Genomic DNA, 24,958 nt, shown 5'->3' on the forward strand with positions numbered 1-24,958 from the left:
GGTGGGGGTGGCGGGGGTCCTCGGGGCGGGGCGTCGGGTCATGTGCGGAGCTCGATCACGGTCTTGCCGATGCGGATCGGCGTGCCCGGGGGCACCTTGGTCGGTCCGGTGACCTTGGCCCGGTCGAGGTAGGTGCCGTTGGTCGACCCCAGGTCCTCGACGTACCAGTCGTCGCCGGACTGCGAGATGCGCGCGTGGCGCGTCGACGCGTAGTCGTCGTCGAGCACCAGCGTCGAGTCGTCGGCGCGGCCGAGCATGATCGGCCGGCCGTCGAGGGCGATCCGGGTGCCGGCCAGGGCACCCGCCGTCACGATGAGCGCCTTCGGACCCGAGCGACCCCCACCACGGCCCGGTTTCGCCGTCCCCCCGCGGGAGGAGGGACGCCGACCTGGCACCGCGGCCCGTAGCCCCGACGCGGCGTACAGGTCGGAACGCACGACCCGCAGCGCGGCGAAGACGAACAGCCAGAGCAGCGCGAGGAACGCCGCTCGGGTGAGCTGGAGGACGAGTTCGGGCACGGGGAGAGCGCGTCAGCCCTGGGCGCGGAACAGCAGCGCCGAGTGCCCGACCCGGATGGTGTCGCCGTCGGCGAGCTGCCAGGTCTGCACCGGGGTGCCGTTGACCGTCGTCCCGTTGGTGGAGCCGAGGTCGGACAGGGTGGCCTGCTGGCCGTCCCAGCTGATCTCGAGGTGGCGGCGCGAGACCCCGGTGTCGGCGAGGCGGAACTGCGCGTCCTGGCCGCGGCCGATGACGTTCGCGCCCTGCACCAGCTGGTAGGAGCGGTTGGAGCCGTCGTCCAGGGTCAGCGTCGCGGTCATCTGGCGGGTCTGCACGCCGCCGTAGCCCTGCTGGCCGTACTGGTCGTAGCCGCCCTGCTGCTGGCCGTACGGGTCGTACCCGCCCTGGCCGTACTGGCCGCCGTACTGGTCGTAGCCCGGCTGGCCGGCGTAGCCCTGCGGCTGGCCGTAGCCCTGCTGCTGGCCGTAGGGGTCGTAGCCCTGCGGCTGGCCGTAGCCCTGCTGCTGGCCGTAGGGGTCGTAGCCCTGCGGCTGGCCGTAGCCCTGCTGCTGGCCGTACGGGTCGTACCCCTGCTGCTGGCCGTACTGGTCGTAGCCCTGCTGCGGGTAGCCCTGCTGCTGGCCGTACGGGTCCTGCCCGTAGCCCTGCTGCGGGTAGCCCTGCTGCTGGCCGTACGGGTCCTGCCCGTAGCCCTGCTGCGGGTAGCCCTGCTGCTGCTGCGGGTAGCCCTGCTGCTGGCCGTACGGGTCCTGCGGGTAGCCCTGCTGCGGCTGCTGCGGGTAGCCCTGCTGGCCGTAGCCACGCTGGTCCTGCTCGTCCGGGTACCGACCGGGTGCCTGGCTCATGGGGTGCTCTCCTGCGGATCGGGGGCTCGCGGTCCGCTGCCGCGACGCGTCGGGGTCAACGGACGACTTGGTGCGGAACTGTCCCGTGTGCAGCGCGTCGGAACGCTCCAGAGAGACTACGACCTCACCGTATGTCTCCCACCCGCCCTCTGTGAGGTGCTCTTCCACGCAGTCGATCAGCGAGTGGGTGATGGTCTCTTCGTCCCCGGCCAACCGATCGTGATCGACAGGGCTGAGCACCACCGTGTAGTGGTTGGGCGCCAGGTGGCGCCCACCGGCCAAGACTCGCACGCCGTCCTCCGCCTCGCGGCGGAGGGCCTGTGCGATCTCCTGGGGAACGACCTTGCCGCCGAAGACCCGCGCGAAGGTGTCACCCACCAGACCTTCGAGCTTGCGCTCGAAGCGCTGTGCGCGCCCCACCCGCGATCCCTCCTCCGGCTCGTCGTCCGACCTTCCTCCCCCGACGGTGTGTCGCCACACCGCACGGGTTCTCTAGATGGTATCGGTCGCGCAACGGCGTCCGTTGACCTCCTTCGGGGTGGCCTTCGGAGGGGGTGCTAGGGTCGTTCACGTCGATCACGGATCGGCTCCACTCGGGCGAGTGGCGGAATGGCAGACGCGCACGGTTCAGGTCCGTGTATCCGGAAGGATGTGGGGGTTCAACTCCCCCCTCGCCCACACCGTCTCTCTCCTCTGGGCCGCACCGCGGCCGCGGCCCGCCTGTCGCTCCCGGGCTGGCAGTGTGTCCTCATGCGGCTCGCGCGGAAGATCACCGATCTCACCGGACCCGGCTTCACCGACGGCTTCGGCGTCGGTGGCACCGATCTCGGGGCGACCGTCCGTGCCCCGGACGGCCGCCTGGTGTCGGTCTTCGGCGACACCTTCGAGATCGCCGGCGTCGGCGGCCCCGGGTGGCGCTCGCCCGTCGTCCTGTTCGCGGACCCGACGTCGGTCGGGGACGGCCTGCGCTGGACCGGGTGCGCGGGCGAGGACGGCTACGCCCAGCAGGTGGTGGGGTACCGGCACCAGGGCCTACGGCGCATGGGCTCCTCGATGCTGTCGCTGCGCCGGATCTCCACGGTGCTGCCCACCGACCTGCTCGTCGTCGGCGACGACCTGTGGCTGCACGTCATGGCCTGCCGCGAGCTCGGGAACCCCCGCGCGACCGAGCTGCACCGCTCCCGGGACTCCGGCGAGACCTGGGAGCCGGCCGGCGTGCGCTGGCCCGGCGACCACCTCGGCGGCCTGTTCCAGATGCTCACCTGGGAGGTCGACGCGGAAGGGGAGTGGGTCTACGCCCTGACCACCGGGTTCCAGCGCGCCCACGGGCTGCTGCTGCACCGGGTGCGGCCGGCCTCGATCGCCGACCCCGCCGCGTGGGAGGGCTGGGGCTTCGACGGCTCCAGCTGGGACTGGGGGCGCACCCCGACGGAGGTGCTGCCGGGCGCCTTCGGCGAGATGTCGCTGCGGCGGGTCCCGGACGCGTCCGGCCGGGAGTGGTGGCTGCTCGTCGTCTTCGACGCCGGGAACTACCGCATCGACGCCCTGCTGCTCGACCACCCGACCGCGAACCTGCACACCGCGCCGCGCGCCACGCTGGTCGCCGGGGCCGGGTGGGGCGACGAGGACCACGAGGGCGGCCGGGTCGCGCAGCTCTACGGCGGCTACACCGTGCCGGGCTCGACGCTGGAGGACCTGCACCTCGTCGTCAGCCAGTGGAAGACCGACACGAACTGGCCGTACAAGGCGATGCAGTTCCAGGTGGACGCGTCGGAGCTGGTCCCCCGCTAGCGGCCGGACCCGCTCCAGTCGGCGCCGGCGCCCTCGATGACGGGGGAGCGGCCGAGCAGGGGGCGCCACCAGGCCTCGTTGGCGCGGTACCAGGCCACGGTGTCGGCGATCCCGTCGGTCCACTCCACCGCGGGGGCCCAGCCGAGCTCGGTGCGCAGCTTGGTGGAGTCGAGCAGGTAGCGCCGGTCGTGCGAGGGGCGGTCCGGGACGATCGTCTTGAGCTCCGGGCCCAGGCCCAGGGCGCCCAGGACGGTGTCGGCGATGCCCTCGATGTCGACCTCGGTGCCCGACCCGACGTTGTAGGTCTCCCCGACCCGCCCGTGGTGGATCACCCGGTCGATCGCGGTCGCGTGGTCGGAGACGTGCAGCCACTCGCGGCGGTTCTTCGTCGAGGCGTAGAGCGGCAGCGCCTCGCCGGCCAGGGCCCGCGTCGTGAACAGCGGGATGACCTTCTCCGGGAACTGGAAGGGCCCGTAGTTGTTCGAGCAGTTCGTGATCGTCACCGGCACGTCGTAGGTCAGCCCGTAGGACCGGACCACGTGGTCCCCGCCGGCCTTGGCGGCGTTGTACGGGGTCCGCGGCAGGTACGGGGAGTCCTCGGTGAACGCCTCGTCGGCGTCCAGGGACAGGTCGCCGTAGACCTCGCAGGTGGAGATGTGGTGGAACCGCGACACCCCGACCCGGCGCACGGCCTCGAGCAGGCCCTGGGTGCCGGTGACGTTGGTGGCGAAGAAGTCGCCGGGGCGCAGGATCGCCAGCGAGTTGTGCGACTCGGCGGCGAAGTTGACCACCACGTCCACCGCGTGCGCCCGCAGCAGGTGGGCGACCAGGTCGGTGTTGCCGATCGAGCCGTGCACGAACTCCACGCCGTCGAGCAGCTCGCCGTCCGGGCCGTTCAGCGACTCCCGCACCCCGGCGTAGGTCAGCGCGTCGAGCGCCACGATCCGGTCACCGGGGTGCACCGCCCGCCAGTAGCGGACGAAGTTGGACCCGATGAAACCGGCTGCACCGGTGACGAGGACGGTGGACACTCGGGTCTCCTCCAGGCGTTCGGTGGACGTTCGGGCGGCCCCGAACCTAACCGACCGCGCTCGAGGCCCGGGCGAGCCGGTGCGGCACCCTGGCACGCGATATCCCCCACGACCCCCGCGAAGGACTTCGATGCACGACGCACGGACGTTGATCGAGCTCGGTGACGAGGCGGTCCGCCGCCTCGCCCGCCGCGGCTACACGCTCGACCTCGCGGGGCTCGAGGCCCTGTCCGCGCGGCGCAACTCCTCGATCTCCCGGGCGGACGACCTGCGGGCGGAGTCGAAGCGCGTCGCGGCCGAGGTGGGCCGCGTCGCGAAGGAGACCCGCGGGCAGGGCGAGGAGGTCGAGAAGCTCAAGACCCGGGCCCGGGAGATCAAGGACGAGATCCGCACCGCGGAGTCCGAGACCGAGGCCGCCGAGGACGCGCTGCGCGAGGTCCTGCTGGCGATCCCCAACCTGCCCGACGACGAGGTCCCGGACGGCGACTCCGACGCCGACGCCGTCGAGGTCCGCCGGTGGGGCACGCCGCCGGAGTTCGGCTTCGAGGTCCGCGACCACGTGGACCTCGGCGAGGCCACCGGCATCCTCGACTTCGGCCGCGCCGCGAAGCTCTCCGGCGCCCGGTTCAGCGTGGCCCGGGGCCCCGGGGCGGTCCTGGAGCGCGCCCTCGCCACCTTCTTCCTGACGATGCACACCGCGCGGCACGGCTACACCGAGTTCTCGGTGCCCTACCTGGTCACGCGCGAGACGATGACCGGGACGGGGCAGCTCCCGAAGTTCGAGGAGGACCTGTTCCGCACGGGCACCACCGACCGGAGCCTGTACCTCATCCCGACGGCCGAGGTGTCGCTGACCAACCTCCACGCCGACGAGATGCTCGACGCGGACGCGCTGCCGCTGGCCTACACCGCGTACACCCCGTGCTTCCGGTCGGAGGCGGGGAGCTACGGGCGCGACACCCGCGGCCTGCTGCGGCTGCACCAGTTCGCCAAGGTCGAGATGGTGCGGTTCTGCCGCGAGGAGGAGTCCGCCGCCGAGCTGGAGCTCATGGTCTCGCACGCGGAGAACTGCCTGCAGGCGCTCGGCCTGGCCTACCGCGTCGTCCGGCTGGCCGCGGGCGACATGGGCTTCGCCGCCCGGACCACCTACGACCTCGAGGTGTGGCTGCCCAGCCAGGGCACCTTCCGCGAGATCTCCTCCTGCTCGGACTGCGGGACGTTCCAGTCACGCCGCGCCGGCATCCGCGCGAAGGACGCCCACGGCGGCCGCGCCCAGGTCGCGACGCTCAACGGCTCGGGCCTGCCGATCGGCCGCGCCCTGGCCGCGCTGCTCGAGCAGTACCAGGCCGAGGACGGGTCCGTGACGATCCCCGAGGTGCTGCACCCCTTCACCGGGTTCCGCCGGATCCTCGCCGACGGCACCACGGAGTAGGTCAGCGTCGGACGGCGGCCAGTTGCGCGGCCTGTCCGACCATCCGGCCCGACGCGTCCCACACCCGGCAGCTCTCGTGCATGCGGTCGCCGACGAGGTGGTCGAGCCACTGCGTGACCCGCAGCGGACCCGGCGCCGGGACCGCGTGCACGTGCGCGGTCAACGACATCGTGGGGGACCAGCCGTAGACGCCGACGTCGAAGCACGCGGGCGGGAGCAGGTCCAGGGCCACGAGCAGCCCGATCGGTGACCAGGGCTCGCGCGTGTCCAGCTCCGCCCACCCGGAGAGCCGACCCGCACCGCTGGGCCGGCCGTGCAGGAAGCCCAGCGACGACGGGTCGAACCGGGTGTCGACGACCTCCATGATCGGCAGGCCGCCCCGGCCGTCCTCGGCGGCGACCGGGCGGCGCTCGCACGCCTCGAACGGGGCGAGGGCGATCGGCTCCGGCGAGACGTCGCCGTCCGTGGGGGTGTCCGTCGGCGCCGCGCCGAGCACCATCGCGGCCTCCACGCACGGCCGGTCGTCCTGGCTGACCAGGGCGCGGACGTGCGTGGCGCTGCGACCGCGCCGCAGCACGGTGACGTCGACCACGGCCGGACCGGGGTCCGGTGCGCGCAGGAACGTCCCGGTGACGGCCTGCGGGACGACGTGCGCGTCCGCGGCCGGCTCGGGCGTTCCACCGTCCCCCGTCGCTCCGCTCGCCTCGACCTCGTCGACGGCCGCCTGGGCGAGCAGGGCGAGCAGGTACCCGCCGTGCAGCTTCGGGCCGATGCCCCACTGCTCGTCGAGGACCGCCGCGCGGCGACCGGGCTGCTCGGTGGGGACCGTGGCGGTCGCCTTCGCGAGGTCCGCCATCAGACCTGCGGCGGGCGGGGCGCGTCCGGGTCGGGCGCGGTGGGCGTCTGCGGCCCGGGTGCCGTGGTCGGCGAGTCGGGCGAGGCCGCCGCGTGCGGCGCGGCCGCGGCGCCGCCCTGCTCCGGCGTGATCGGCCCGGGCGGCGTGCTCCCCGGGGCGGTGGGGGCGTCGACCGGGGCCGTGGGGCCGGGCGCGGGGTCGCCCGCGGCCGCGCCGGGGGCACTGGGCTCGCCCGACGCCGGCGCCCCCTGGCTCGCGACCCAGCCGATGCCGTCGTCGACCTTGCCCTGGGCCTTGCCGATCTGCTCGGAGTACTTGCCGCCGGTCTTCTCGTCGACCCAGCGGGCGGCCTTGTCCAACGTGCCCTTGATGGTGTCCTGGTTCTCGGACACCTTCTGGCTCACGGTGTCGCGCAGGTCGGACGCCATCTGCTTGCCCTGGCGGGCCAGCTCGTCGCGGTCCATGGGGATCCCTCGTTCGGTCTCGTGGCCTGGGAGGGCGAGTCTAGCGAGATCGGGCGGCCGGGCGAGGGGTTCGCGCGTGATCGCCGGGGACGCGCCGTCACGGGACGGTCACGCGCAGGTCATGAGTCCTCGGCCATGAGCGGGATCCGACGGGGTGCCGACGGGCGGGCTGGACGGACACGGCACCATGGGCCCCGGGCGTCCGGCACACGTGGTGTGCGCCGGACGTGTCACGGGAGCCGGACGAGGAGGCACGCGGGCGGTGAGTTCGACGGAGGCGGGTCCCCCGTCCACCGTGGGTGCGGGCCGGTACACCCTCGGCGACCTCATCGGTCGGGGTGGCGCCGCGGAGGTCTACCGCGCCCGTGACGAGCTGCTCGGCCGCGACGTGGCCGTCAAGCTGTTCCCGGCCGGCGTCGGGGAGGCCGACGAGTCCCGCCGGCAGCGCGAGGTGCAGACCCTCGCCGGGATGAACCACCCGGGCCTGGTGACGATCTACGACGTCGGCGCCGAGGGCAGCCGCGCGTACTTCGTCATGCAGCTGATCGAGGGGGAGTCCCTCGCCGACCGGATCCGCACCGGTCCCCTGCGCCCCGGGGACGTGGTCGCCCTGGGGGCCGCGCTGGCCGACGCCCTCACCTACGTGCACCGCCACGGGGTGGTGCACCGCGACATCAAGCCCGGCAACGTGCTGCTCGACACCGAGGGACGGCCGCACCTCTCCGACTTCGGCATCGCCGTCCTGGCCGACGCCACCAACATCACCGCCACCGGCATGGTGATCGGCACCGCGTCGTACCTCTCGCCCGAGCAGGTCCGCGGCCAGCCGGTCGGCCCGGCCTCCGACGTCTACGCGCTGGGCCTGGTGCTGCTCGAGTGCATCACCGCGCGCCGCGAGTACCCCGGCAACGCCCTCGAGGCGGCCGTGGCCCGCCTGCACCGCCCGCCGGACGTCCCCTCCGACCTCCCACCGGCCCTGCAGGGCCTGCTGGTCGCGATGACCCGGGACGAGCCCGCGGAGCGGCCGACCACCGAGCAGGTGGTGGGCGAGCTGCGGACGATCTCCCGCGAGGTCGGCATGGACGCGGAGACGGTGCTCGCGCCGTCCCCGACGACGGGCACGGGCGCCACCTACGCGATGGGCCCGCCGCTCGCACCGCCCGGCACGGGCGCGACGTACGCGATGCACCCGGGCGGGGGCTACGACCCGTACGGCGCCACGCAGCGCGTGGGGACCCCGCCCGGCGGCTACCCGCCGTACGGCTACCCGGGGACGGACGGCCGGACCGCCGTCGTCGGTCCCGGGACCATGACCGGCGGGGCGTACGCCCCCGAGGAGCAGCGCCGCTCGCGCAAGGGCCCGATCATCGCCGCCATCGTCGCGGTCCTGCTGGTCGCGGGCGGGGTCGGCGCCTACGCGCTGCTCGGCAACCGCGCCGAGGAGCTCCCCCCGCCGGCCCCGACGTCGATCCCGGCGCCCGTCCCGACGACCACCACGACGACCACCGAGGAGGAGACGACCACCCGGCGCCGGACCACGACGACCCCGCCGCCGACCACCACAGTCGCCCCTCCGCCCGTCACCACCACGCAGGCTCCGCCGCCGCCGACCACGCAGCCGCCGACGACGACGGAAGAGGACGACAGCCCCGCCGTCGTACCTCCCGCTGTCGGTGGCGGCGCGCAGCAACCTCTGCGCGGATCCACGAACACGCCCTGACTGTTCCCCGACGACGGGACCGGACCGGCCCCGTCGTCGGGAAGAGCCCTACTGGTGCAGGCGCCGGAACAGCGGCGCGCGGCCGGCGGGCTGCTCGATGACGCCGCGCGTGGGCACCGGCGGGATGTCGAAGGTGAGCGGCTCGTCGGCGCTGAGGACGAAGTCCTCGTCGTGGTGGCGCAGCTCCAGCGGCTCGGACGACGTCACCGTCATCCCCGTGGGCCCGGTGCCGGTGCCCGTCGCCGGCTCCTCGAGCGAGTACGTGGCCTCGCCGTGCCCGATCTCCACGTGCACGGACCGCCCGCGCCACAGCACCCGGAACCGCAGGCCGGAGACCGCGGAGGGGAGCCGGGGGGCGAAGGTGAGCGTGCCGTCGTGGGTCCGCATCCCGCCCAGGCCCTGGATGATCGACGTCCAGCCGGAGGCGACCGCGGCGAGGTGGATGCCGTCGCGGACGTTGTTCTCCAGGTCGGCGAGGTCCATCTGGACGGACTCGCACAGGTAGTCGTAGGCGAGGTCCAGGTGGCCGGTCTCGGCGGCCATGACCGCCAGGGTGCCGGGGGAGAGCGAGGAGTCGCGGACCGTGATCCGCTCGTAGTAGGCGAAGTTCGCGGCCTTCTGCTCCGGGGTGAACGCGTCCGGGCACTGGACCATCGCGAGCACGAGGTCGGGCTGCTTGACGACCTGCTTGCGGTACAGGTCGAAGTACGGGTAGTTCAGCAGCAAGGGGTAGTTCTCCTCGGGCGTGCCCTCGAAGTCCCACAGCGCGTGCGAGGTGAAGCCCTCGGCCTGCTGGTGCACGCCGAGCTTCTCGTCGAACGGGATGACCATGGCGGTGGCCGCCGAGCGCCAGCTCGCGATCTCCTCGCTGGTCACGCCCAGGCGCTCGGCCTCGCGCGGGTGGCGCACGCACGCGGCCGCGGCCCCGCGCAGGTTCCGCTGCGCCATCAGGTTCGTGTAGACGTTGTTGTCCGCCACCGCGGAGTACTCGTCCGGGCCGGTCACGCCGTCGATGCGGAAGTTGGACTCGGAGTCGTGGTGGCCCAGCGAGCGCCACAGCCGGGCGGTCGCGACGAGCAGGTCGACGCCGGTCTCCCGCTCGAAGTCGGTGTCGTCGGTCGCGGAGACGTAGCGCAGCACCGCGTCCGCGATGTCGGCGTTGACGTGGAACGCGGCGGTGCCGGCGGGCCAGTACCCGGAGCACTCCTCGCCCCGGATCGTCCGCCACGCGAACGCCGCGCCCTCGAGCCCGAGGGTCTGCGCGTTCGCGACGGCGGCGTCGAGGGTGGAGTGGCGCCAGCGCAGCGCGTCGGCCGCGACCCGCGGGTTCGTGTGCATGAAGACCGGGAGCACGAAGGTCTCGCAGTCCCAGAAGCTGTGGCCGTCGTAGCCCTGACCGGTGAGGCCCTTCGCCCCGATGGCGCGCTTCTCGGCCCGCGCCCCGGCCTGCAGGACGTGGAACAGCGAGAACCGGATGGCCTGCTGCAGGCGCGGGTCGCCGTCGATCTCGATGTCGGCGCGGGCCCAGAAGGCGTCGAGGTACTCCCGCTGCGCGGCCACGAGGCCGTCCCAGCCCGTGTAGAGGGAGGCGTCCAGCGCGGCCTCGACCTGGTCGACGATCGCGGGCTGGGAGCGGGTGCTCGACCAGCCGTAGGCGAGGTACTTGACGATCCGCAGGCTCTCGCCGGGCTTGAGCCGGCAGATCACCGTCGTCCGGCCCACGTTCTTGGAGCAGGAGCTCTCGACCTTGACGTCGTCCGGACCGAAGACCTGGTGCTCCATGGCCGCACCGACCCGCAGCTCCGAGCGCTTGGTCTGGTGGGTCATCCGCGCGCCGTAGGTGGAGTGCGAGTTGTGCTCCGGCGCGAGCGGCTTGGTCAGTGCGGCCGCGACGCGCGGGTCACCGGTGATCTCGGGCATCTGCTCGTTGGCGAACAGCTCGGACTGGATGACGAGCAGCGCGTCGCTCGCGGAGTCCTCGGGGATCGTGACCTCGTAGGAGATCGCCGCCACCGCGCGCTGGGAGAAGCTGACCAGGCGCTGCGAGGTGACGTCGACCCGCTGCCCGTTCGGCGAGGTCCACTCGAGGCGGCGGGTCAGGATGCCGCTGCGCATGTCGAGGGTGCGCTGGTGGTCGTGCAGCTGTCCGTAGCGGACGTCGAGCGGCTCGTCGTCGACCAGCAGCCGGATCAGCTTGCCGTTGGGCACGTTGACCAGCGTCTGGTTCTCCTCGGGGAACCCGAACCCGCCCTCGGCGTGCGGCATCGGGCGCGACTCGAAGAACGAGTTCAGGTACGTGCCGGGCATCCGGTGCGGCTCCCCCTCGTCGAGGTTGCCGCGCATCCCCACGTGGCCGTTGGCCAGCGCGAAGAGCGACTCGGTCTGGCCGAGGAGGTCGACGTCGAGGTCGGGCTCGTGCACGGACCACGGGTCGACCGAGAACGCGTTCGAGATCACCGGGCGAGGGTAGCCGTGCCCGATCGGACCGGCGGACGGCCTCGTCGCGCATGATGGGTGGATGGCGGGCCTCGGGTCGGTGCACCGCGCACTGCGGGTCCTGGAGGTCGTCGCGGAGGCGGGAGACGGGATCACCGCGAAGGCGGTGGCACGGCGTCTGGACTACAACCTGTCGACCACCTACCACCTGATCACCAGCCTGGTGGAGGACGGGTACCTCGTCCGGTTGGAGCCCGCCCGGGGATTCGGGCTCGGCCCGAAGCTGCCGGCGCTGAACGACCGGCTGCGCTCCCAGCTCCCGATCCCGCCGGGACTCGGCGCCACGCTGCGGGAGGCGCACGCCATGGCGGGGGCGGCGGTCCTCTACGCCGCCTTCCGGGACGCGGACGTCGTCGTGATCGCCACGGACGACTGCCCCGCGCACCCGGTGCCGACCATCTCGACCTGGCGCGGGGCGCTGCACGCGACCGCCGTCGGGAAGCTGCTGCTCGCCGGCCTGCCCGAGCCGCGGCGGGTGGAGGTCCTCGCCCGGGACGGCCAGGCCCGGCACGCGCACCGCACGATCACCGACCCCGACGAGCTGGACTGGGAGCTCGACCAGGTCCGCCGTCGGGACCTCGCCCTGGACCGCAGCGAGTTCCGCGAGCGCCTCGCGTGCATGGCGGCGCCGGTGCGGATGGCGTCCGGACCGGACGGGACACCGGGCGCGGAGCTCGTCGGCGCGGTCTCGGTGGCGGTGCCGGTCGTCCCGGCGGGCGGGCCGGGCAGCCTGTTCGACCGCCGCGTGCGGATGGAGCGCGCGGTGCGGGACGCCGCGCGGCGGGCGGCGTCGGCGTTCGCCGACGAGGTTTCCACCAGGTGGGACCGAGGCTGATCGGGGGCGTGGTGGTGCGGTGAGCTGTGCGCATGTCCGCACGTGACCTCGCCCCGTTCCGCGCCGATCACGTCGGCAGCCTCCTGCGACCGCCGGCGCTGCTCGACGCGCGGGCCGCGCACGCCGAGGGTCGGCTGGACGACGACGCGCTGCGCGCGGCCGAGGACGCCGCGATCACCGACGTCGTCGCGATGCAGGAGTCCGTGGGCCTGCAGTCCGCCACGGACGGCGAGTTCCGCCGCTCGTCGTGGCACATGGACTTCCTCTACCAGCTCGACGGCGTGTCCTCCTCGAAGGACTCGTCGGTCGAGGTGGCGTTCCGCAACGCGTCCGGCGACCTGACCTTCGCGGCCATGTCGCTGGTGATCGACCAGCGCATCGGGCTCTCGACGACGATCTTCGGCGACGCCTTCTCGATGCTGGCGTCGACGGTGACCAACGCCGTGCCGAAGCTGACCATCCCGTCGCCGTCGATGCTGCACTACCGCCTCGGCGGCGCCCCGGTGCACGAGGGCTCGCCGTACTCCGACCCGGACGAGTTCTGGGCCGACCTCGCGGCGGCGTACCGGGCCGAGATCGGGCGGCTCTACGAGATCGGCGTGCGCTACCTGCAGCTCGACGACACCTCGCTGGCTTACCTGAACGACCCGGCGCAGCGCGAGTCGATGGCCGCCCGCGGCGAGGACGCCGACCACATGCACGAGCGCTACGTGGACACGATCAACCTCGCGCTCGCCGACCGCCCGTCCGACCTGCGGATCACCACGCACATGTGCCGCGGGAACTACCGCTCCTCGTGGGCGGCCGAGGGTGGCTACGACCACGTCGCGGAGAAGGTCTTCGGCGGCCTCGAGGTCGACGGCTTCTTCTGCGAGTACGACGACGCCCGCTCCGGCGACTTCTCCCCGCTGCGCTACCTCCCGCGGGGCGACCAGCAGGTGGTGCTCGGCCTGGTGACGACGAAGTCCGGCGAGCTGGAGGAGCCGGACACCCTCAAGCGGCGCATCGAGGAGGCGACGAAGTACGTCCCGCTCGAGCAGCTCTGCCTGTCCCCGCAGTGCGGCTTCTCGTCGACGGTGGAGGGCAACACGCTGTCCTACGAGCAGGAGGTCGCGAAGCTGGAGCTGGTCGTCTCGGTCGCCCGGGACGTCTGGGGCCACTGAGCCGTCGGGCGCCGTGATCCGTACGAGCGGGCCGTTCATCACCTTCTTCCGTGATGAACGGCCCGTTCGTGGGTTCGGGGAGGTGCGCGAACGGTCGCCGACACTGCTCCCCGACGATCCACAGGTCCCCGGACCGTCCACAGGTTTGCGGCGAGTGGACACCTCGGACGGCGTGATCGTCCGACCGTGGCGGACATGCCACGTCGTTCCCGCGTCTCCGCCGCCGACCTGTCCGCACTCGCCCCCCTGCGCGTCGCGCGGGTCGCCGCTCTCGTCGCTCTCGGTCTGCGTCCCGACACGATCGCCGCACGGGTTCGATCCGGGCAGTGGCAGCGTCCGTTCGACGGCGTGATCCTGATGCAGAGCGGACCTCCGACCCGCGAGCAGGAGATCTGTGCCGCCCTCCTCTACTGCGGCGAGGACGCCGTGCTCTCCGGACCGGAGGCCGCCCGTCGGCACGGCCTGCGGAAGGTGCCGGCGGACGCCGCGCTCCACGTGCTGGTGCCGGAGGGGCGCCGTCGTGCCTGCCGCCCGGACCTCGTGGTGGAGCGCACGTCGCGGCTGCCGCCCACGGTGGTCCGGAACGGGGTGGAGATCGCCGTCCTCGAGCGCGCGGTGGTCGACACCGCCCGCCGCACCGACGAGCGGGAGGGTGTCCTCGCGCTCGTCGCCGAGGCCGTCCAGCGACGCCGGACCACGGTCGACCGTCTGCTCGAGGAGGCGGATGCCGGCAGCCAGCGGGGTACGGCGGTCCTCCGCGAGATCCTGACGGAGGTCCGGGACGGGATCCGGTCCGTCGCGGAGGGCTGGGGCCGCGACCTCCACGCGCGCAGCGGCCTCCCTCGGATGCTCTTCAACCCGCGCCTGCACCGACCCGACGGCAGCTTCCTGGCGTGCCCCGACGGCTACATCGACCTCGTGGGGCTGGCCTGGGAACACCACTCGGCGGAGTTCCACCCGCCGGAACGCGAGGACGACGACGCACGACGGGTGGCCGACATGGTGGCGGAGGGCGTGGTGGTCGTGGAGCACCGGCCACGGCGTCTGCTCACCGAACCGGCGCGTGTGATGGACGAGCTGTGGGCCTACTTCCGACTCGCGGAGTCCCGACCTCGCCCGAACCTCATCGTCCTCCCGGCGGCCTGAGACCGAAGCGTACGAACGGGCCGTTCATCACCTTCTACCGTGATGAACGGCCCGCTCGCCCGGAACCGGAACTCGGTGCCCCCGTCAGACCCCGTAGCGCGCCGCGAGCTGGCCGCGGCAGATGCTGGTGTTCGCGTCCACGCCGACCTGGTAGGAGCGGGCCTTGCGCAGGTGCAGCGGCAGGGCCTCGACCCCGACGGTGCGCCCGCTCGGGTCCACCACCAGCGGGTCGGCGTCCGACGACGGGATGCCGAGCTCGAGCCGACGACGCCGGAGCCGGTCCAGGTCGGCCGAGGCCGGGGCGTCGCCGAGAGCCATGGCGGCGACCTGCTCGGGCGTCGCGCCCTCACGCATGAGCGGCCGGACGACGAGGTCGGTGCCGGCCATGAGGGCGCGCTCGGTGAAGGTGCGCCGCAGCTCGTCGAGCTCCGCCACCGCCTCCCCGACCTCGGTGCCCGCCATGGACGTCACGAATCCGGCGCGGGCGGCCACCCCGGCGTTGATGGCGTCGGAGGCGAAGTGGTCGATCAGCACCACGTCGGCCCGCGACACCCCCTCGGCGGCCGAGACCACGTCGTGGGCGTCCGCCACCATGAGGAAGGCGAAGTTGGGGGCGCAGAAGTACGTGGGCAGGCGCAGCGCCACGTGCGCGACGGCGGAGTCGCCAGAGACGTCCACCGAGACCGACGCGACGAAGTCCAGCGAGACCACGTCGGCGTCGAGCTCCGGATCGCGCACCGAGCGCAGCGCCTCCCACACCCGGGCCGTCGTCCCCGTCGAGGCCGCCGCGGCCTCGGCGTTGGACCCGAGGACCCGGGTGTCGGAGAGCACCGTCATGCCTGGGCCACCTCCCGCTCGACCAGCTCCGCGTCGTCCTGCGCGGCCGGCGAGTCGCCCCGGAGCTGGAGCTCCGCGGGCACCGGGATGTCGTAGAGCCGGGCGGCGTTGAGGCCGAGGATCTTCTTCTTGCCCTCGACGCCGAGGCGGGGGTAGTCGTCGTAGTCGTGGCCCTCGGGGTAGTCCCAGTCCACGAGGCCCTCGACCTGCCACTTGGGTTCCCAGATGGCGTAGTCCGAGCCGAAGGTCATCTTGTCCTCGCCGACCCAGAACAGCAGCTCGCCCATGACCTTGGCGAAGAAGCGCGGGCGGGCGTGCATGAGGCCGCCCAGCACGACCGAGAGCCCGGCGTAGACGTTGGGCTCCTGCGTCGCCATGAAGCAGAAGTCCTCGATGCGCGGCAGGCCGACGTGCTCGACGATGAAGTTCAGGCCCTGGAAGTCGGTCGCGGCCTTGTCGACGTCGGCGACGTCGAAGGCGTCCTTGTCCAGCGGCCAGATCGTCGGGCCCTTGTGGATGTGGATGTTCTTGATGCCGAGTTCCTGGGCGCGCTCGAGGAACCGGTAGCACTCCGGGTCGGAGAGCTTGTAGCCGCGGGAGTCGCCGTTCCACTCCGCGGTGTAGAGCTTCGCCCCGATCGGCTTCCACTCCTCGACGTTGCGCTCGAACTCGCGCATCCCGGCGTCGCCGTCGCGCGGGTCGAAGCGGGTGTTGAGGCGGAACTTGTCCGGGTGCTTGCGCAGCAGCTCACCGTTGCGCTCGGTGGTGTTGAAACCCTCGGTGTACCACTCGCGCAGATAGGTCGGCTGGGCGATCGCGACGTCGACGTGGCCGTCGGTGAAGAGGTCCTTCATGGTGTCCTCTTCGGAGTACTTCTGGAAGTGCTCGATCGACCAGTGCGTCTCGGCCGGGCCCAGCGACTGGTAGGCGTGGAAGCACTCGATCCAGCCCTTGGCGTACTGCTCCGCGCCGGGCACCCAGTTCTCCGGCGACGCGTCCCAGTAGTGCATGTGGGAGTCGACGACGAAGTACTTCTCGCCATCCTTCTCGTACATTCTGCGATTCCTCCTGTGGTGGTGGGAGAGGAGTGGAGAGGCTCAGGGAACGAGGATCGCCCGGCCGCGGACCTTGCCCGCGTCGAGGTCGTGCAGGGCGTCCAGGGCCTGGTCGAGGCGGTACTGGACGGTGTGCAGGGTGACCTTCCCGGCCTGCGCGAGGACCATCAGTTCCGCGAGGTCGTTGTAGGTCCCGACGATGTTGCCGATGACGTTCTTCTCGCCGGCCACGAAATCGAGCGTCGGCGCGGAGAACTGTCCGCCGTAGCCGAGGACGAACTGGTACCCGGCGGGCCCGGTCATCTGCCAGGCCTCGTTCTCCACGCCCTGCTCGGCGACGAAGTCGAACACGACGGTCGCGCCGCCGCCGGTGAGGTCCTGCACGGCCTGGACGTGGTTGCCGTCGGCGACCACGGTCTCGTCCGCGCCGATCTGCTTCGCGAGCTCGAGCGCGGCCGGGTTCTTGTCGACGACGACGATGCGCGTGGCCGTGAGGGCCGCGAGGGCCTGGATGCCGATGTGCCCGAGGCCGCCCGCACCGACGACGACGGCGGTCGTGCCCGGGTACAGCAGCGGGACGGCCTTGCGGACGGCGTGGTAGGCGGTGATGCCCGCGTCGGCCAACGCCGCGACGTCGGCGGGGTTGGTGTCCGGGTTGAGCTTCACGCACGCCCGCGCGGTGGTGCGCAGGTACTCCGCCATCCCGCCGTCGTTGTTCGACAACCCCGGGAAGAACGCGTCGCCGGTGCACTGCATGTCCCGCCCCGCCCGGCACGCCAGGCAGAGCCCGCAGGAGGGCTGCGGGTGCAGGATCACCGTGTCGCCGACCTTGACGTTGGTGACCGCGTCGCCGATCTCGTGGACCCAGCCGGCGTTCTCGTGCCCGATCACGTAGGGCAGGTCGGGGTTCTGGATGTCCTTCCAGTCCCCGTTGACGATGTGCAGGTCGGTACGGCACACCCCGGCCCCACCGATCTTGACGATGACGTCGAGCGGGCCCTGCAGCTTGGGCTCGGCGATGTCGTCGAGTGAAGGATCGGACTTGTATGCGTGCACCCGCACGGCCTTCACGGCAGGGACCTCCCAGCAGCGGTGGTGACGAGGTGGTGGCGCCGGGCGAGGTGGTGGTGTGGCCCGGATCGCGTTTCGTCGAGCGAGCCCCATCACACGACGCGGCCTCGGTTGCGCGCAAGGGGTCGGTTTCCATCTACCGCCGAAACGGACGAAACGGATACCTGCGTGTGCGCGCGCCCGGCCGGGTAGGCCGGGACCATGCGCGTCGTCATCGCCGGAGGCCACGGGAAGATCGCCCTGCTGCTCGCCGAGCAGCTCGCCGAGCGGGGGGACTCCCCGGTCGCCCTCATCCGCAACCCCGAGCACGCGGACGACGTCCGGACCGCGGGCGCCGAGCCGGTGCAGGCCGATCTCGAGGCCCTCGGGGCCGACGAGCTCGCGACGAGCCTCGCCGGGGCGGACGCGGTGGTGTTCGCCGCGGGGGCCGGGCCGAACAGCGGCGCGGAACGCAAGCGCACCGTGGACCGGGACGGCGCCCTCCTCCTCGCGGACGCCGCCGCCCGCGCCGGGGTGCGCCGGTACGTCCTGGTGTCGTCGATGGGCGCGGCGGACCCGCCCTCGGAGGCCGACGACGACTCGGTCTGGGGCGCCTACCTGCGAGCGAAGGGGGAGGCGGAGCAGGGAATCCGTGGCCGCGACGACCTCGACGCCACGATCCTGCGCCCGGGCCGGCTCACCGACGAGCCCGCCACCGGCCGTGTGCACCTCGCCGAGGAGCCGGTGGGGCACGAGGAGATCACCCGGGCCGACGTCGCGACGACCGTGATCGCGCTCCTCGACGCACCCGCCACCGCCGGGCGCACGCTGGAGCTGGTCAACGGCACCGTGCCGTTGGGGACCGCGGTCGACCAGCTGGGCGGGCGCACCGGCCCGTCGGTCCACGGCGACGAACTCGCCGCGGAGGGCTAGCCGGTCGCGATCAGTCCCTGGGCCGCGAGCCAGCGGCGGGCGACGTCGCGCGGGTCGCGCCCGTCGACCTCCACCTCGCGGACCATGCCCCGCATCGCGGGCCCGTCCAGCCGCCGGGTCATCTCGCCGAACACGTCCACCGCGGCGGGGTGTCCGGCGAGCACGCCCGAGCGCAGCACCGGCGCGTAGCCCCGGGGGCCGGGCGGTCCGCCGTCGAGGACCCGGCGGTCGTCGTCGGCGACGACGAGCCCCAGAGCGGGGACCCGGCCGGACGAGCCGGGGACCAGCCCGGCCGTGCACCGGCCGGTCGCCACCCCCGCCAGGACCGCGTTGACGTCCGGGACGACGACGGGTGGGGCGAGCCCGTAGCCGGCCGACAGCGCGCCGGTGCCGGGCGCGACCGCGGTGCCCGGGACCGCGTCCGGGGCGGCGCACAGCGTCGTGCCCGGGGTGGCGAGGGCGCCGATCGGGCCGGGGGTGCGGGTGACGACGACGTCGGTGTCGTCGAAGGCGGTCGGCGGCAGCCAGGTGAGGCCGCGGGCCGTGTCCGCGCTCCGGATCGCGTCCAGGTCCGGCGCCGGGTCGGCGGAGCGGCCGCCGACGTCCGGGACCCCGCGCGGGGAGAGGGTGCGCAGCGAGGCCCAGCCGGTGTCGACGTCCGTGAGCTCCGCCGGGGCGTGGACGTCGACCCCGCCGTCCTTGCCGCACTCGTCGGTCGCGGAGCCCGAGGCGGCCTGCACGGCCGCGATCGTCAGCTGGCACAGCAGCCGCAGCTGGGTGGACGGGCCGCCGCCGACCACGTAGGCCGCTCCGCGCAGGTCGTGTCGGGCGAGCAGCCCGCCGTCCGCGTCCGGGGAGCGCAACGGGGTGTTGCCGCACCCCGCGGCCAGCACTGCCAGGACGACCAGGACGACCGGCAGCAGGACCGCGGCGAGCGGGGCCGGGACTCGCACCCGCGCATCATCGCAGCGCGCCGTCGGTCAGCCGATCAGGCCCTGCTCCCGCAGGAAGGTGCGCGCGACGTCGTCGGGGGAGCGCTTCCCGACCGAGACGCGGGCGTTCAGCTCGCGCATCACCTGGTCGGTCAGCATCGGTGCGAGCCGCTCGCCGAGCAGCGCCAGCCGGGGGACGCGGGTGAGGACGTCCGTCCGGACGGTCAGGGCGGCGTTGTAGGGCAGGAAGTAGCCGAGGTCGTCGTCGAGGGTGTTGATCCGCAGCGTGTTCAGCCGGCCGTCGGTGGCGAACACCTCGCCGAACACGCACGGGACGCCGGCGGCGACGGCCGGGTAGATGTCGCCGATCTCGCGGGTGTGCAACGCGCCGTCGGGGAACTGGAAGGCGTAGGTGCGCAGCAGTCCGACCAGGCCGTCCTCGCGCCCCGTGAACTCCTGGTCGATGCAGATGCTGGCGTCGGGCGAGCCCGCCCGCGAGAGCCGCGCGAGGTCGGAGATGGTCCGCACGCCGAGGCGCTGGGCGTTCGGGGCGGTCACGCCGATGGCGTAGGTGTTGTCGAACGGGGCCTGGCGCAGCCAGCTGACCCCGTTGGCGGCGTCGGCGACCTGGACCGCCTCGTACAGGTCCCGCGGATCGGTGAGCTGGGCCTCCTGGCGCAGGTAGGTCCGCCAGGCCGTCCCGGTGTACTCCCAGTACATGTCGATCGCGCCGCTGGTCAGCGCGGAGCGGACGTTCTCCGAGCCCTTGGTGTCGCAGCGCTCGACGACGGTCGCGCCGGCGGACTGGAGCAGGGCGATCGTCATCCGGCACAGCAGCAGCTGCTCGTCGAACTCCTTCGACCCGACGACCAGGGTCTGCCCGGACAGGTCCACGTCGCGGGCGAAGCTCCCGGGCGGGGTCGCCCGCTCGCCGTCGCCGGAGCACCCGACCAGGAGCGCGGCGAGGGCGGTGACGATGCCGACGACGGCGGCCGCGACTCGGACTCGGCGCATGGCCTCGCTCCCGGGAGGGATCGGGGGACGGGGGTGGGGAGACGGGTGGGGAGACGACGGCGGGGAGGCCCGGAGTCCGGACCTCCCCGCCGTCGTCGTCGGCCTTACGACTGGCCGATGAGGCCCTGCTGCTGGAGCCACGTGCGGGCCACCTGCGCCGGGTCCTGACCCTGCGAGGAGATCTGGCCGTTGAGGCTCAGCATGGTGTTGTAGTCCAGGCGCTTGGCGATCTCGTTCGAGACGTCGACCACCTGCGGCGCCCGCGCCACCACGTCACCGCGGATGGAGTTGGACGCGTTGTAGATCGGGAAGAAGTTCTTGTCGTCGGGCAGCGCGACCAGGTTCAGACCCGGGATGCGGCCGTCGGTGGTGAACACCTCGCCGAACTTGCAGGGGTTGCCGTTCGAGGTCGCCTGGTAGACGACACCGGTGTCGAGCGTGGTGACGGCCGGCGGCGCGTTGTACGGGCGGGTGACGCCGTAGGTGCGCAGCAGGTTCGGGAGGCCGTCGTCGCGTCCGGCGAACTCGGGCTCCACGCAGAGCGTGGCGTTCGGGTTGCCGGAGTTGATGAAGTTCGCCCAGTCCGTCGTCGTGCGGATGTTGTTCTCGTTCGCGAACTGCTGGGTGGTGGCGATCGCGTACGTGTTGTTGAACGGGGTCGGCTCGGTCCAGACGATGTTGTTCTGCTGGCGGTCCAGGTTCGCCGTGGCCTCGTACTGCTGGCGCGAGTCCTTGATGACCTGCGACTGCTTGAGGTCGGTGATCCAGCCGGTGCCGGTGTAGGACCAGTACATGTCGACCTGGCCGCTGGTCAGGGCGGCCCGCGCGGCGGCGGAGCCCTGGATGCCGCAGCGGTCGTTGACGGTGGCGCCGACCGACTGCAGGGCCTGGACCTGGGCCTTGCACAGGAACAGCTGCTCGTCGAAGTCCTTGCCGCCGACCGTGAAGGTCTGGCCCTGCAGGTTGATGCCGCCGGCGGCGAGGCTGCCGCCGGTGGCGGCCGGCTGGCCGCTGCCGGAGAGGCCGCCACAACCGGCGGCGAGCAGAGCGGTCGCGGCCAGGACGACCGCACCTCCCCGCCAGCCGCCCAGGCGGCCGCGGCCGCCGCTGATCTTCCACATCACGGGTCGTGTCTCCTTCACTTCGGGGGAATCGTGGTGCGAGGGCCGTTCAGGAGGGCCCCTCAGCCGGACCGCGCGACGATGGCGCGCTCGGCGACGCCGGCGAGCCAGTCGACGAGGAGGGCGACGGCGGCGATGATCGCGCCGCTGACGAACAGCAGGTTGATGCGGTTGAGCCGCAGCGCCTGCTGGACGAGCTCGCCGAGCCCGCCGGCACCGATGTAGGTGGCCAGGGTGGCCGTGCCGACGTTGAGGACGAGCGCCACCCGCAGTCCGGCCACGATGACCGGGACCGCGAGGGGGATCTCGACGCTGAACAGGGTCTGGCGTGCGGACATGCCCATCCCGCGCGCGGCCTCGATCAGCGACTGGTCGACCTGCTGGAGGCCGACCACGGTGTTGCGCAGCACCGGGAGCAGCGCCGCGAGCGTCAGGCCGATGACGGCGCTGCGCACGCCGAACTCCCAGAACCCGAGCAGCAGCAGCACGCCGAACGGCGGCAGCGCCTGGGCGAAGCCGCCGAGGGCGAGCACCCCGCCCTGGATGCGCCGGGCGCTCGGCCGGCTGAGCAGGATGCCGAGCGGCACCGCGATGATCAGCACCAGGATCGTGGAGTAGATCGTCAGCAGCAGGTGCTGGCCGAGCTGCCCGAACACGTTCGCGGGCTCGAGGGCCCGCTCCTCGATCGTGTCCAGCGTCTGGCTGCCGACGTAGACGACCATGACGATGAGGCCGATGATCACGATCGCCGGCGCGACCAGCAGGTCGTAGTTCGCCCGGATGACGCCGAGGAAGCCCCCGGAGCCGTCGCCCTTGCGCTCCTGGGCCGGGGTGGGCACCCCCGGCTGGAGATCGACCGCCGTCACGCGCCACGCTCCCGCGTCTTCAGGCCCGCCACGAGGTCGTTCCAGTGCAGGACGCCCTTCGGCAGGCCCTCGTCGTCGACGACCGCGACCAGCGAGGCCGAGCCGTCGAGCATGACGTCGACCGCGTCGTAGACCGTGCCCGACAGCGGCACCGTGACCAGCGTGGTGCCGGCCGCGTCCCGGTCGGGGAGGTGCCGCCACGCGACCGGCCGGCCCGCACCGTCGACCTCGGCGACCGGGGTGCCGTTGCGGTTGCCGACGGCCTTCTCCTCGGTCTCGATCGGGTGCAGCTCGAGCCGCGAGAGCTCCAGCAGCGACAGCCGCCGCACGGCCGCGCCGCCGCCGACGAAGTCCGAGACGAACTCGTCGGCGGGGTGGGTGAGCACGGTGTCCGGGTCGTCGTACTGCGCGAGCCGGCCGCCGGTGGCGAACACCGCGATCCGGTCGCCGAGCTTCACGGCCTCCTGCAGGTCGTGGGTGACGAAGCAGATCGTCTTGCCCACGGTGCGCTGCAGCTCGAGGAACTCGTCCTGGAGGCGGTCGCGGGTGATCGGGTCGATGGCGCCGAACGGCTCGTCCATGAGCATGACGGGCGGGTCCGCGGCGAGGGCGCGGGCGACGCCGACGCGCTGCTGCTGGCCGCCCGAGAGCTGCCGCGGGTAGCGGTCCCGGTAGGTCGACGGCTCGAGCCCGACCAGGTGGAGCAGCTCGTCGGCCCGCTCCCGGACGCGGTTCTTGTCCCAGCCCAGCATCTTCGGGACGACGCCGATGTTGTCGGCGATCGAGTAGTGCGGGAAGAGACCGCCCTGCTGGATGACGTAGCCGATCTTGCGGCGGAGCTGGTCGCCGTTGACGTCGGTGACGTCGTCGCCGTCCAGGATGATCCGGCCCGAGGTGGGCTCGATCAGTCGGTTCATCATCTTCAGGGTGGTGGTCTTGCCGCAGCCCGACGGGCCGATCAGCATGACGATCTCGCCCTTGGGGACGGTCATGTCGAGGCGCTCGACCGCCGGCGACGTCGAGCCGGGATAGATCTTCTCGACGGATTCCAGGACGATCATGTTCTCGGTCTCAGACACGGATCCCCCTCGGGATGGTCAGGCGCTGCACGATGGCGAAGAAGATCTCGAAGACGGCGGCCACCACGAGGCACATGAACGTGCCGATGAGGACCTGGGGGAAGGCGTTCGCCGCACCGATGCGGGTGATGCCGGTGAGCAGGAGCTGGCCGAGGCCGGGGCCCTGCACGATGGAGCCGACCACGGCGATCGAGATCGAGATCAGCGTGGTGACGCGGATGCCGTTGAGGATCACCGGCCACGCCAGCGGGAGCTGGATGGACAGCAGGCGGCGCACGCGTCCGTAGCCGAGGCCGCGTGCGGACTCGAGGATCGCGCGGTCCACCGACCGGAGGCCGGCGACGGTGTTCCGCAGGACGGTGTAGAGCGAGTACACCGTGAGCACGATGATCGCGGTGGTGACGCCGAGCCCGGTGATGGGCAGGAACAGCACGAACAGGGCCAGCGACGGGACCGTGAGGACCGCCGCGGTGATGAGCAGCGAGCCCTCGCGGATGCCGGTGGCCCACCAGTCGAAGCTGAACCGGTTGGGGTTCGGCTCCCCGGTGGACACGATGAGGCCGAGCACGATGCTGATGCCCGAGCCGATGCCCACGCAGATGAGCACGTACAGGAAATGGGCCTGGGTCAGGAACAGGATCTGCTGGCTGTTGGCGGAGAAGTACTGGAAGACGTTCACGACACTCCTTCCCTTCTGGTCGGAGGAACTCCACTGGTGGTCGGGGGGCGGCGCTGCCGTGGGGGTCGGGGCGGGCCGGTGGCCGGCGGGGACACGGTGCCGCCGAGCGCGGCGGTGAGGTCGGCGGCGACCCGCAGGACGCCGGCGCTGACCTCGGGCAGGACCGGGTCGATGCGCGAGTCCGGGCCCGCCACGCCGACCGCCGCGACCACGCCGCCCGCGGCGTCGCGCACCGGGGCGCCGACGGCCAGCAGCCCGCGGTCCATCTCGTGGCGGGCCAGTGACCAGCCGCGCTCCCGGTCCTCGGCGATCCGGGCGATCAGCTCGTCGAGCGAGCGCGGCGCGCCCGGCCCGGTCTGCGCCAGGCCCTCGGGGACGATCAGCCGGGCGACGGCGGCGGTGTCGAGGTCGAAGCACAGCGCCCGGCCGGTGGCGGTGCACGACAGCGGCACGATCCGGCCCACCCAGCCCACCGCGCGCAGCTCGCTGTCGGGAGCCGCGGTGGCGACGGTCATCGAGGAGCCGCCGCTGCGCACGCACACCTCGACCCGCTCGCCGAGCAGGGCGGCCTCGCGCTCCACCAGGGCGTCGGCCTCGTCGCGCAGGCGCCGGCTCACCGCGCGCACGCCGAGGGAGAACAGGCGGGTGCCGATGCGGTAGCGCAGCGTGCCCGCCTCGCGCTCCACGAACCCGGCGTCGGCGAGCAGTCGCAGCAACCGGGAGACCTGGGACTTGTCACGGCCGAGGGTGCGGGCGATCTCGACGACGCCGAACGAGGTCGGCACGTCCGCGGCCCCGGCCGGGCCGGCGAGGCCGCGCGACTCGGGGTCGCCGAGCAGCTCGAGGATCGCGAGGGCCCGGTGCACCTGCCCGCCACCGACCTCGAGGCCGCGGGCGCGCCGCTCGTCGTCGGCGGCCTCGACGTCGGCCGCGGGGGTGCCGTCCGGCGGGGTCGCGTGGGAGTCCGGGGAGCGTCGTGGTGCTCGTGGACTCACGTCGACCCCCTCTCGGCTCCCCTGACGCCGGGAGCGTGAGGGACAACGGTCGTTGCCCGACGGACAACGACCAGCGAGACATTAAGGGGCAGGACACCG

Annotated in this window: 23 protein-coding genes and 1 tRNA gene; 8 read left to right on the forward strand and 16 right to left on the reverse strand. The window is 72.8% G+C overall.

Annotated features, from left to right (window positions below):
* Positions 1 to 38: 38 nt before the first annotated feature.
* Both WCD74_RS21110 and WCD74_RS21115 read right to left on the reverse strand, forming a co-directional pair.
* Positions 39 to 518 carry an FHA domain-containing protein FhaB/FipA gene (locus WCD74_RS21110; protein ID WP_337696849.1) on the reverse strand — a complete coding sequence of 160 codons (480 nt, stop codon included), beginning with the start codon at positions 516 to 518 and terminating at the stop codon, positions 39 to 41.
* A gap of 12 nt (positions 519 to 530) precedes the next feature.
* Positions 531 to 1,784 (reverse strand): FHA domain-containing protein, encoded by a 1,254-nt coding sequence (locus WCD74_RS21115; RefSeq protein WP_337696850.1) that lies wholly within the window; start codon positions 1,782 to 1,784, stop codon positions 531 to 533.
* A 175-nt stretch (positions 1,785 to 1,959) separates the two neighbouring features.
* Here WCD74_RS21115 and WCD74_RS21120 point away from each other — a divergent pair.
* Positions 1,960 to 2,042 (forward strand) — tRNA-Leu (locus tag WCD74_RS21120).
* A 72-nt stretch (positions 2,043 to 2,114) separates the two neighbouring features.
* The gene (locus WCD74_RS21125) at positions 2,115 to 3,155 is read left to right on the forward strand and encodes a glycoside hydrolase family 183 protein (RefSeq protein ID WP_337696851.1); all 1,041 of its coding nucleotides are present in this window, start codon (positions 2,115 to 2,117) and stop codon (positions 3,153 to 3,155) included.
* Here WCD74_RS21125 and rfbB read toward each other — a convergent pair.
* Positions 3,152 to 4,186 carry a dTDP-glucose 4,6-dehydratase gene (rfbB, locus tag WCD74_RS21130; RefSeq protein ID WP_337696852.1) on the reverse strand — a complete coding sequence of 345 codons (1,035 nt, stop codon included), beginning with the start codon at positions 4,184 to 4,186 and terminating at the stop codon, positions 3,152 to 3,154. The genes WCD74_RS21125 and rfbB overlap by 4 nt on opposite strands.
* Positions 4,187 to 4,316: 130 nt before the next feature.
* Between rfbB and serS the strand changes: the two genes are divergently transcribed.
* The gene (gene serS, locus WCD74_RS21135) at positions 4,317 to 5,618 is read left to right on the forward strand and encodes a serine--tRNA ligase (protein WP_337696853.1); all 1,302 of its coding nucleotides are present in this window, start codon (positions 4,317 to 4,319) and stop codon (positions 5,616 to 5,618) included.
* Between the two features lies 1 nt (position 5,619).
* Here the strand turns inward: serS and WCD74_RS21140 are convergent, their stop codons facing one another.
* Together WCD74_RS21140 and WCD74_RS21145 are read right to left on the reverse strand one after the other, a co-directional pair.
* Positions 5,620 to 6,474: a thioesterase family protein gene (locus tag WCD74_RS21140; protein WP_337696854.1), complete on the reverse strand. Its 855-nt coding sequence runs from the start codon at positions 6,472 to 6,474 to the stop codon at positions 5,620 to 5,622.
* The gene (locus WCD74_RS21145) at positions 6,474 to 6,938 is read right to left on the reverse strand and encodes an antitoxin (RefSeq protein WP_337696855.1); all 465 of its coding nucleotides are present in this window, start codon (positions 6,936 to 6,938) and stop codon (positions 6,474 to 6,476) included. The genes WCD74_RS21140 and WCD74_RS21145 overlap by 1 nt, the downstream gene beginning before the upstream one ends.
* A gap of 262 nt (positions 6,939 to 7,200) precedes the next feature.
* Here WCD74_RS21145 and WCD74_RS21150 point away from each other — a divergent pair, with 262 nt between their 5' ends.
* Entirely contained in the window at positions 7,201 to 8,658 is a 1,458-nt protein-coding gene (locus tag WCD74_RS21150; protein WP_337696856.1) for a serine/threonine-protein kinase, read from the forward strand.
* Positions 8,659 to 8,706: 48 nt separating this feature from the next.
* Here WCD74_RS21150 and WCD74_RS21155 read toward each other — a convergent pair whose 3' ends face one another.
* A complete protein-coding gene (locus tag WCD74_RS21155) occupies positions 8,707 to 11,115 on the reverse strand; it encodes a glycoside hydrolase family 65 protein (RefSeq protein ID WP_337696857.1) in 2,409 nt (802 codons plus the stop codon).
* Between the two features lie 61 nt (positions 11,116 to 11,176).
* On the opposite strand from WCD74_RS21155, the gene WCD74_RS21160 reads away from it, so the two are divergent.
* The 3 genes from WCD74_RS21160 to WCD74_RS21170 all read left to right on the forward strand — a co-directional run bounded on the left by WCD74_RS21160 (position 11,177) and on the right by WCD74_RS21170 (position 14,298).
* A complete protein-coding gene (locus WCD74_RS21160) occupies positions 11,177 to 11,989 on the forward strand; it encodes an IclR family transcriptional regulator (RefSeq protein ID WP_337696858.1) in 813 nt (270 codons plus the stop codon).
* A gap of 32 nt (positions 11,990 to 12,021) precedes the next feature.
* On the forward strand, positions 12,022 to 13,152 hold the full coding sequence (locus WCD74_RS21165; protein ID WP_337696859.1) for a 5-methyltetrahydropteroyltriglutamate--homocysteine S-methyltransferase: 1,131 nt from the start codon (positions 12,022 to 12,024) through the stop codon (positions 13,150 to 13,152).
* A 195-nt stretch (positions 13,153 to 13,347) separates the two neighbouring features.
* Positions 13,348 to 14,298 (forward strand): hypothetical protein, encoded by a 951-nt coding sequence (locus WCD74_RS21170; protein WP_337696860.1) that lies wholly within the window; start codon positions 13,348 to 13,350, stop codon positions 14,296 to 14,298.
* Positions 14,299 to 14,382: 84 nt separating this feature from the next.
* Here WCD74_RS21170 and WCD74_RS21175 read toward each other — a convergent pair whose 3' ends face one another.
* The 3 genes from WCD74_RS21175 to WCD74_RS21185 are packed head-to-tail and all read right to left on the reverse strand — an operon-like array spanning position 14,383 to position 17,261.
* Positions 14,383 to 15,135: an iron-sulfur cluster assembly protein gene (locus WCD74_RS21175; RefSeq protein ID WP_337696861.1), complete on the reverse strand. Its 753-nt coding sequence runs from the start codon at positions 15,133 to 15,135 to the stop codon at positions 14,383 to 14,385.
* A complete protein-coding gene (locus WCD74_RS21180) occupies positions 15,132 to 16,190 on the reverse strand; it encodes an amidohydrolase family protein (protein ID WP_337696862.1) in 1,059 nt (352 codons plus the stop codon). The genes WCD74_RS21175 and WCD74_RS21180 overlap by 4 nt, the downstream gene beginning before the upstream one ends.
* Before the next feature lie 42 nt (positions 16,191 to 16,232).
* On the reverse strand, positions 16,233 to 17,261 hold the full coding sequence (locus WCD74_RS21185) for an NAD(P)-dependent alcohol dehydrogenase (RefSeq protein WP_337696863.1): 1,029 nt from the start codon (positions 17,259 to 17,261) through the stop codon (positions 16,233 to 16,235).
* Positions 17,262 to 17,462: 201 nt separating this feature from the next.
* On the opposite strand from WCD74_RS21185, the gene WCD74_RS21190 reads away from it, so the two are divergent.
* On the forward strand, positions 17,463 to 18,173 hold the full coding sequence (locus WCD74_RS21190; RefSeq protein ID WP_337696864.1) for an SDR family oxidoreductase: 711 nt from the start codon (positions 17,463 to 17,465) through the stop codon (positions 18,171 to 18,173).
* Here WCD74_RS21190 and WCD74_RS21195 read toward each other — a convergent pair.
* The 7 genes from WCD74_RS21195 to WCD74_RS21225 form a co-directional block, all read right to left on the reverse strand.
* On the reverse strand, positions 18,170 to 19,126 hold the full coding sequence (locus WCD74_RS21195) for a glycine betaine ABC transporter substrate-binding protein (RefSeq protein WP_337696865.1): 957 nt from the start codon (positions 19,124 to 19,126) through the stop codon (positions 18,170 to 18,172). The genes WCD74_RS21190 and WCD74_RS21195 overlap by 4 nt on opposite strands.
* Positions 19,127 to 19,153: 27 nt before the next feature.
* Positions 19,154 to 20,119 carry a glycine betaine ABC transporter substrate-binding protein gene (locus WCD74_RS21200; RefSeq protein ID WP_337696866.1) on the reverse strand — a complete coding sequence of 322 codons (966 nt, stop codon included), beginning with the start codon at positions 20,117 to 20,119 and terminating at the stop codon, positions 19,154 to 19,156.
* Between the two features lie 104 nt (positions 20,120 to 20,223).
* Complete coding sequence (locus WCD74_RS21205; protein WP_337696989.1) at positions 20,224 to 21,240, reverse strand: glycine betaine ABC transporter substrate-binding protein; 1,017 nt, start codon at positions 21,238 to 21,240, stop codon at positions 20,224 to 20,226.
* 62 nt (positions 21,241 to 21,302) lie between these two features.
* Positions 21,303 to 22,106, reverse strand: a complete 804-nt coding sequence (locus WCD74_RS21210) for an ABC transporter permease (protein ID WP_337696867.1) — start codon at positions 22,104 to 22,106, stop codon at positions 21,303 to 21,305.
* On the reverse strand, positions 22,103 to 23,167 hold the full coding sequence (locus WCD74_RS21215; RefSeq protein ID WP_373696110.1) for an ABC transporter ATP-binding protein: 1,065 nt from the start codon (positions 23,165 to 23,167) through the stop codon (positions 22,103 to 22,105). The genes WCD74_RS21210 and WCD74_RS21215 overlap by 4 nt, the downstream gene beginning before the upstream one ends.
* Positions 23,168 to 23,177: 10 nt before the next feature.
* Positions 23,178 to 23,864 carry an ABC transporter permease gene (locus tag WCD74_RS21220; RefSeq protein ID WP_337696869.1) on the reverse strand — a complete coding sequence of 229 codons (687 nt, stop codon included), beginning with the start codon at positions 23,862 to 23,864 and terminating at the stop codon, positions 23,178 to 23,180.
* Positions 23,861 to 24,859, reverse strand: a complete 999-nt coding sequence (locus WCD74_RS21225) for an IclR family transcriptional regulator (RefSeq protein ID WP_337696870.1) — start codon at positions 24,857 to 24,859, stop codon at positions 23,861 to 23,863. Before WCD74_RS21225 ends, WCD74_RS21220 begins: the two co-directional genes overlap by 4 nt.
* Positions 24,860 to 24,958: the final 99 nt, after the last annotated feature.

This window comes from Actinomycetospora aurantiaca (assembly GCF_037401875.1).
GTDB lineage: Bacteria > Actinomycetota > Actinomycetes > Mycobacteriales > Pseudonocardiaceae > Actinomycetospora > Actinomycetospora aurantiaca.

Bases quoted from the DNA above. Each gene is read 5' to 3' on its own strand.
- WCD74_RS21145 (WP_337696855.1), bottom strand. From the start codon at position 6,938: ATGGACCGCGACGAGCTGGCCCGCCAGGGCAAGCAGATGGCGTCCGAC.
- WCD74_RS21165 (WP_337696859.1), top strand. From the start codon at position 12,022: ATGTCCGCACGTGACCTCGCCCCGTTCCGCGCCGATCACGTCGGCAGC.
- WCD74_RS21205 (WP_337696989.1), bottom strand. From the start codon at position 21,240: ATGTGGAAGATCAGCGGCGGCCGCGGCCGCCTGGGCGGCTGGCGGGGA.
- WCD74_RS21125 (WP_337696851.1), top strand. From the start codon at position 2,115: ATGCGGCTCGCGCGGAAGATCACCGATCTCACCGGACCCGGCTTCACC.
- WCD74_RS21170 (WP_337696860.1), top strand. From the start codon at position 13,348: ATGCCACGTCGTTCCCGCGTCTCCGCCGCCGACCTGTCCGCACTCGCC.
- WCD74_RS21140 (WP_337696854.1), bottom strand. From the start codon at position 6,474: ATGGCGGACCTCGCGAAGGCGACCGCCACGGTCCCCACCGAGCAGCCC.
- WCD74_RS21175 (WP_337696861.1), bottom strand. From the start codon at position 15,135: ATGACGGTGCTCTCCGACACCCGGGTCCTCGGGTCCAACGCCGAGGCC.
- serS (WP_337696853.1), top strand. From the start codon at position 4,317: ATGCACGACGCACGGACGTTGATCGAGCTCGGTGACGAGGCGGTCCGC.
- WCD74_RS21215 (WP_373696110.1), bottom strand. From the start codon at position 23,167: ATGATCGTCCTGGAATCCGTCGAGAAGATCTATCCCGGCTCGACGTCG.
- WCD74_RS21190 (WP_337696864.1), top strand. From the start codon at position 17,463: ATGCGCGTCGTCATCGCCGGAGGCCACGGGAAGATCGCCCTGCTGCTC.
- WCD74_RS21160 (WP_337696858.1), top strand. From the start codon at position 11,177: ATGGCGGGCCTCGGGTCGGTGCACCGCGCACTGCGGGTCCTGGAGGTC.
- WCD74_RS21180 (WP_337696862.1), bottom strand. From the start codon at position 16,190: ATGTACGAGAAGGATGGCGAGAAGTACTTCGTCGTCGACTCCCACATG.
- WCD74_RS21200 (WP_337696866.1), bottom strand. From the start codon at position 20,119: ATGCGCCGAGTCCGAGTCGCGGCCGCCGTCGTCGGCATCGTCACCGCC.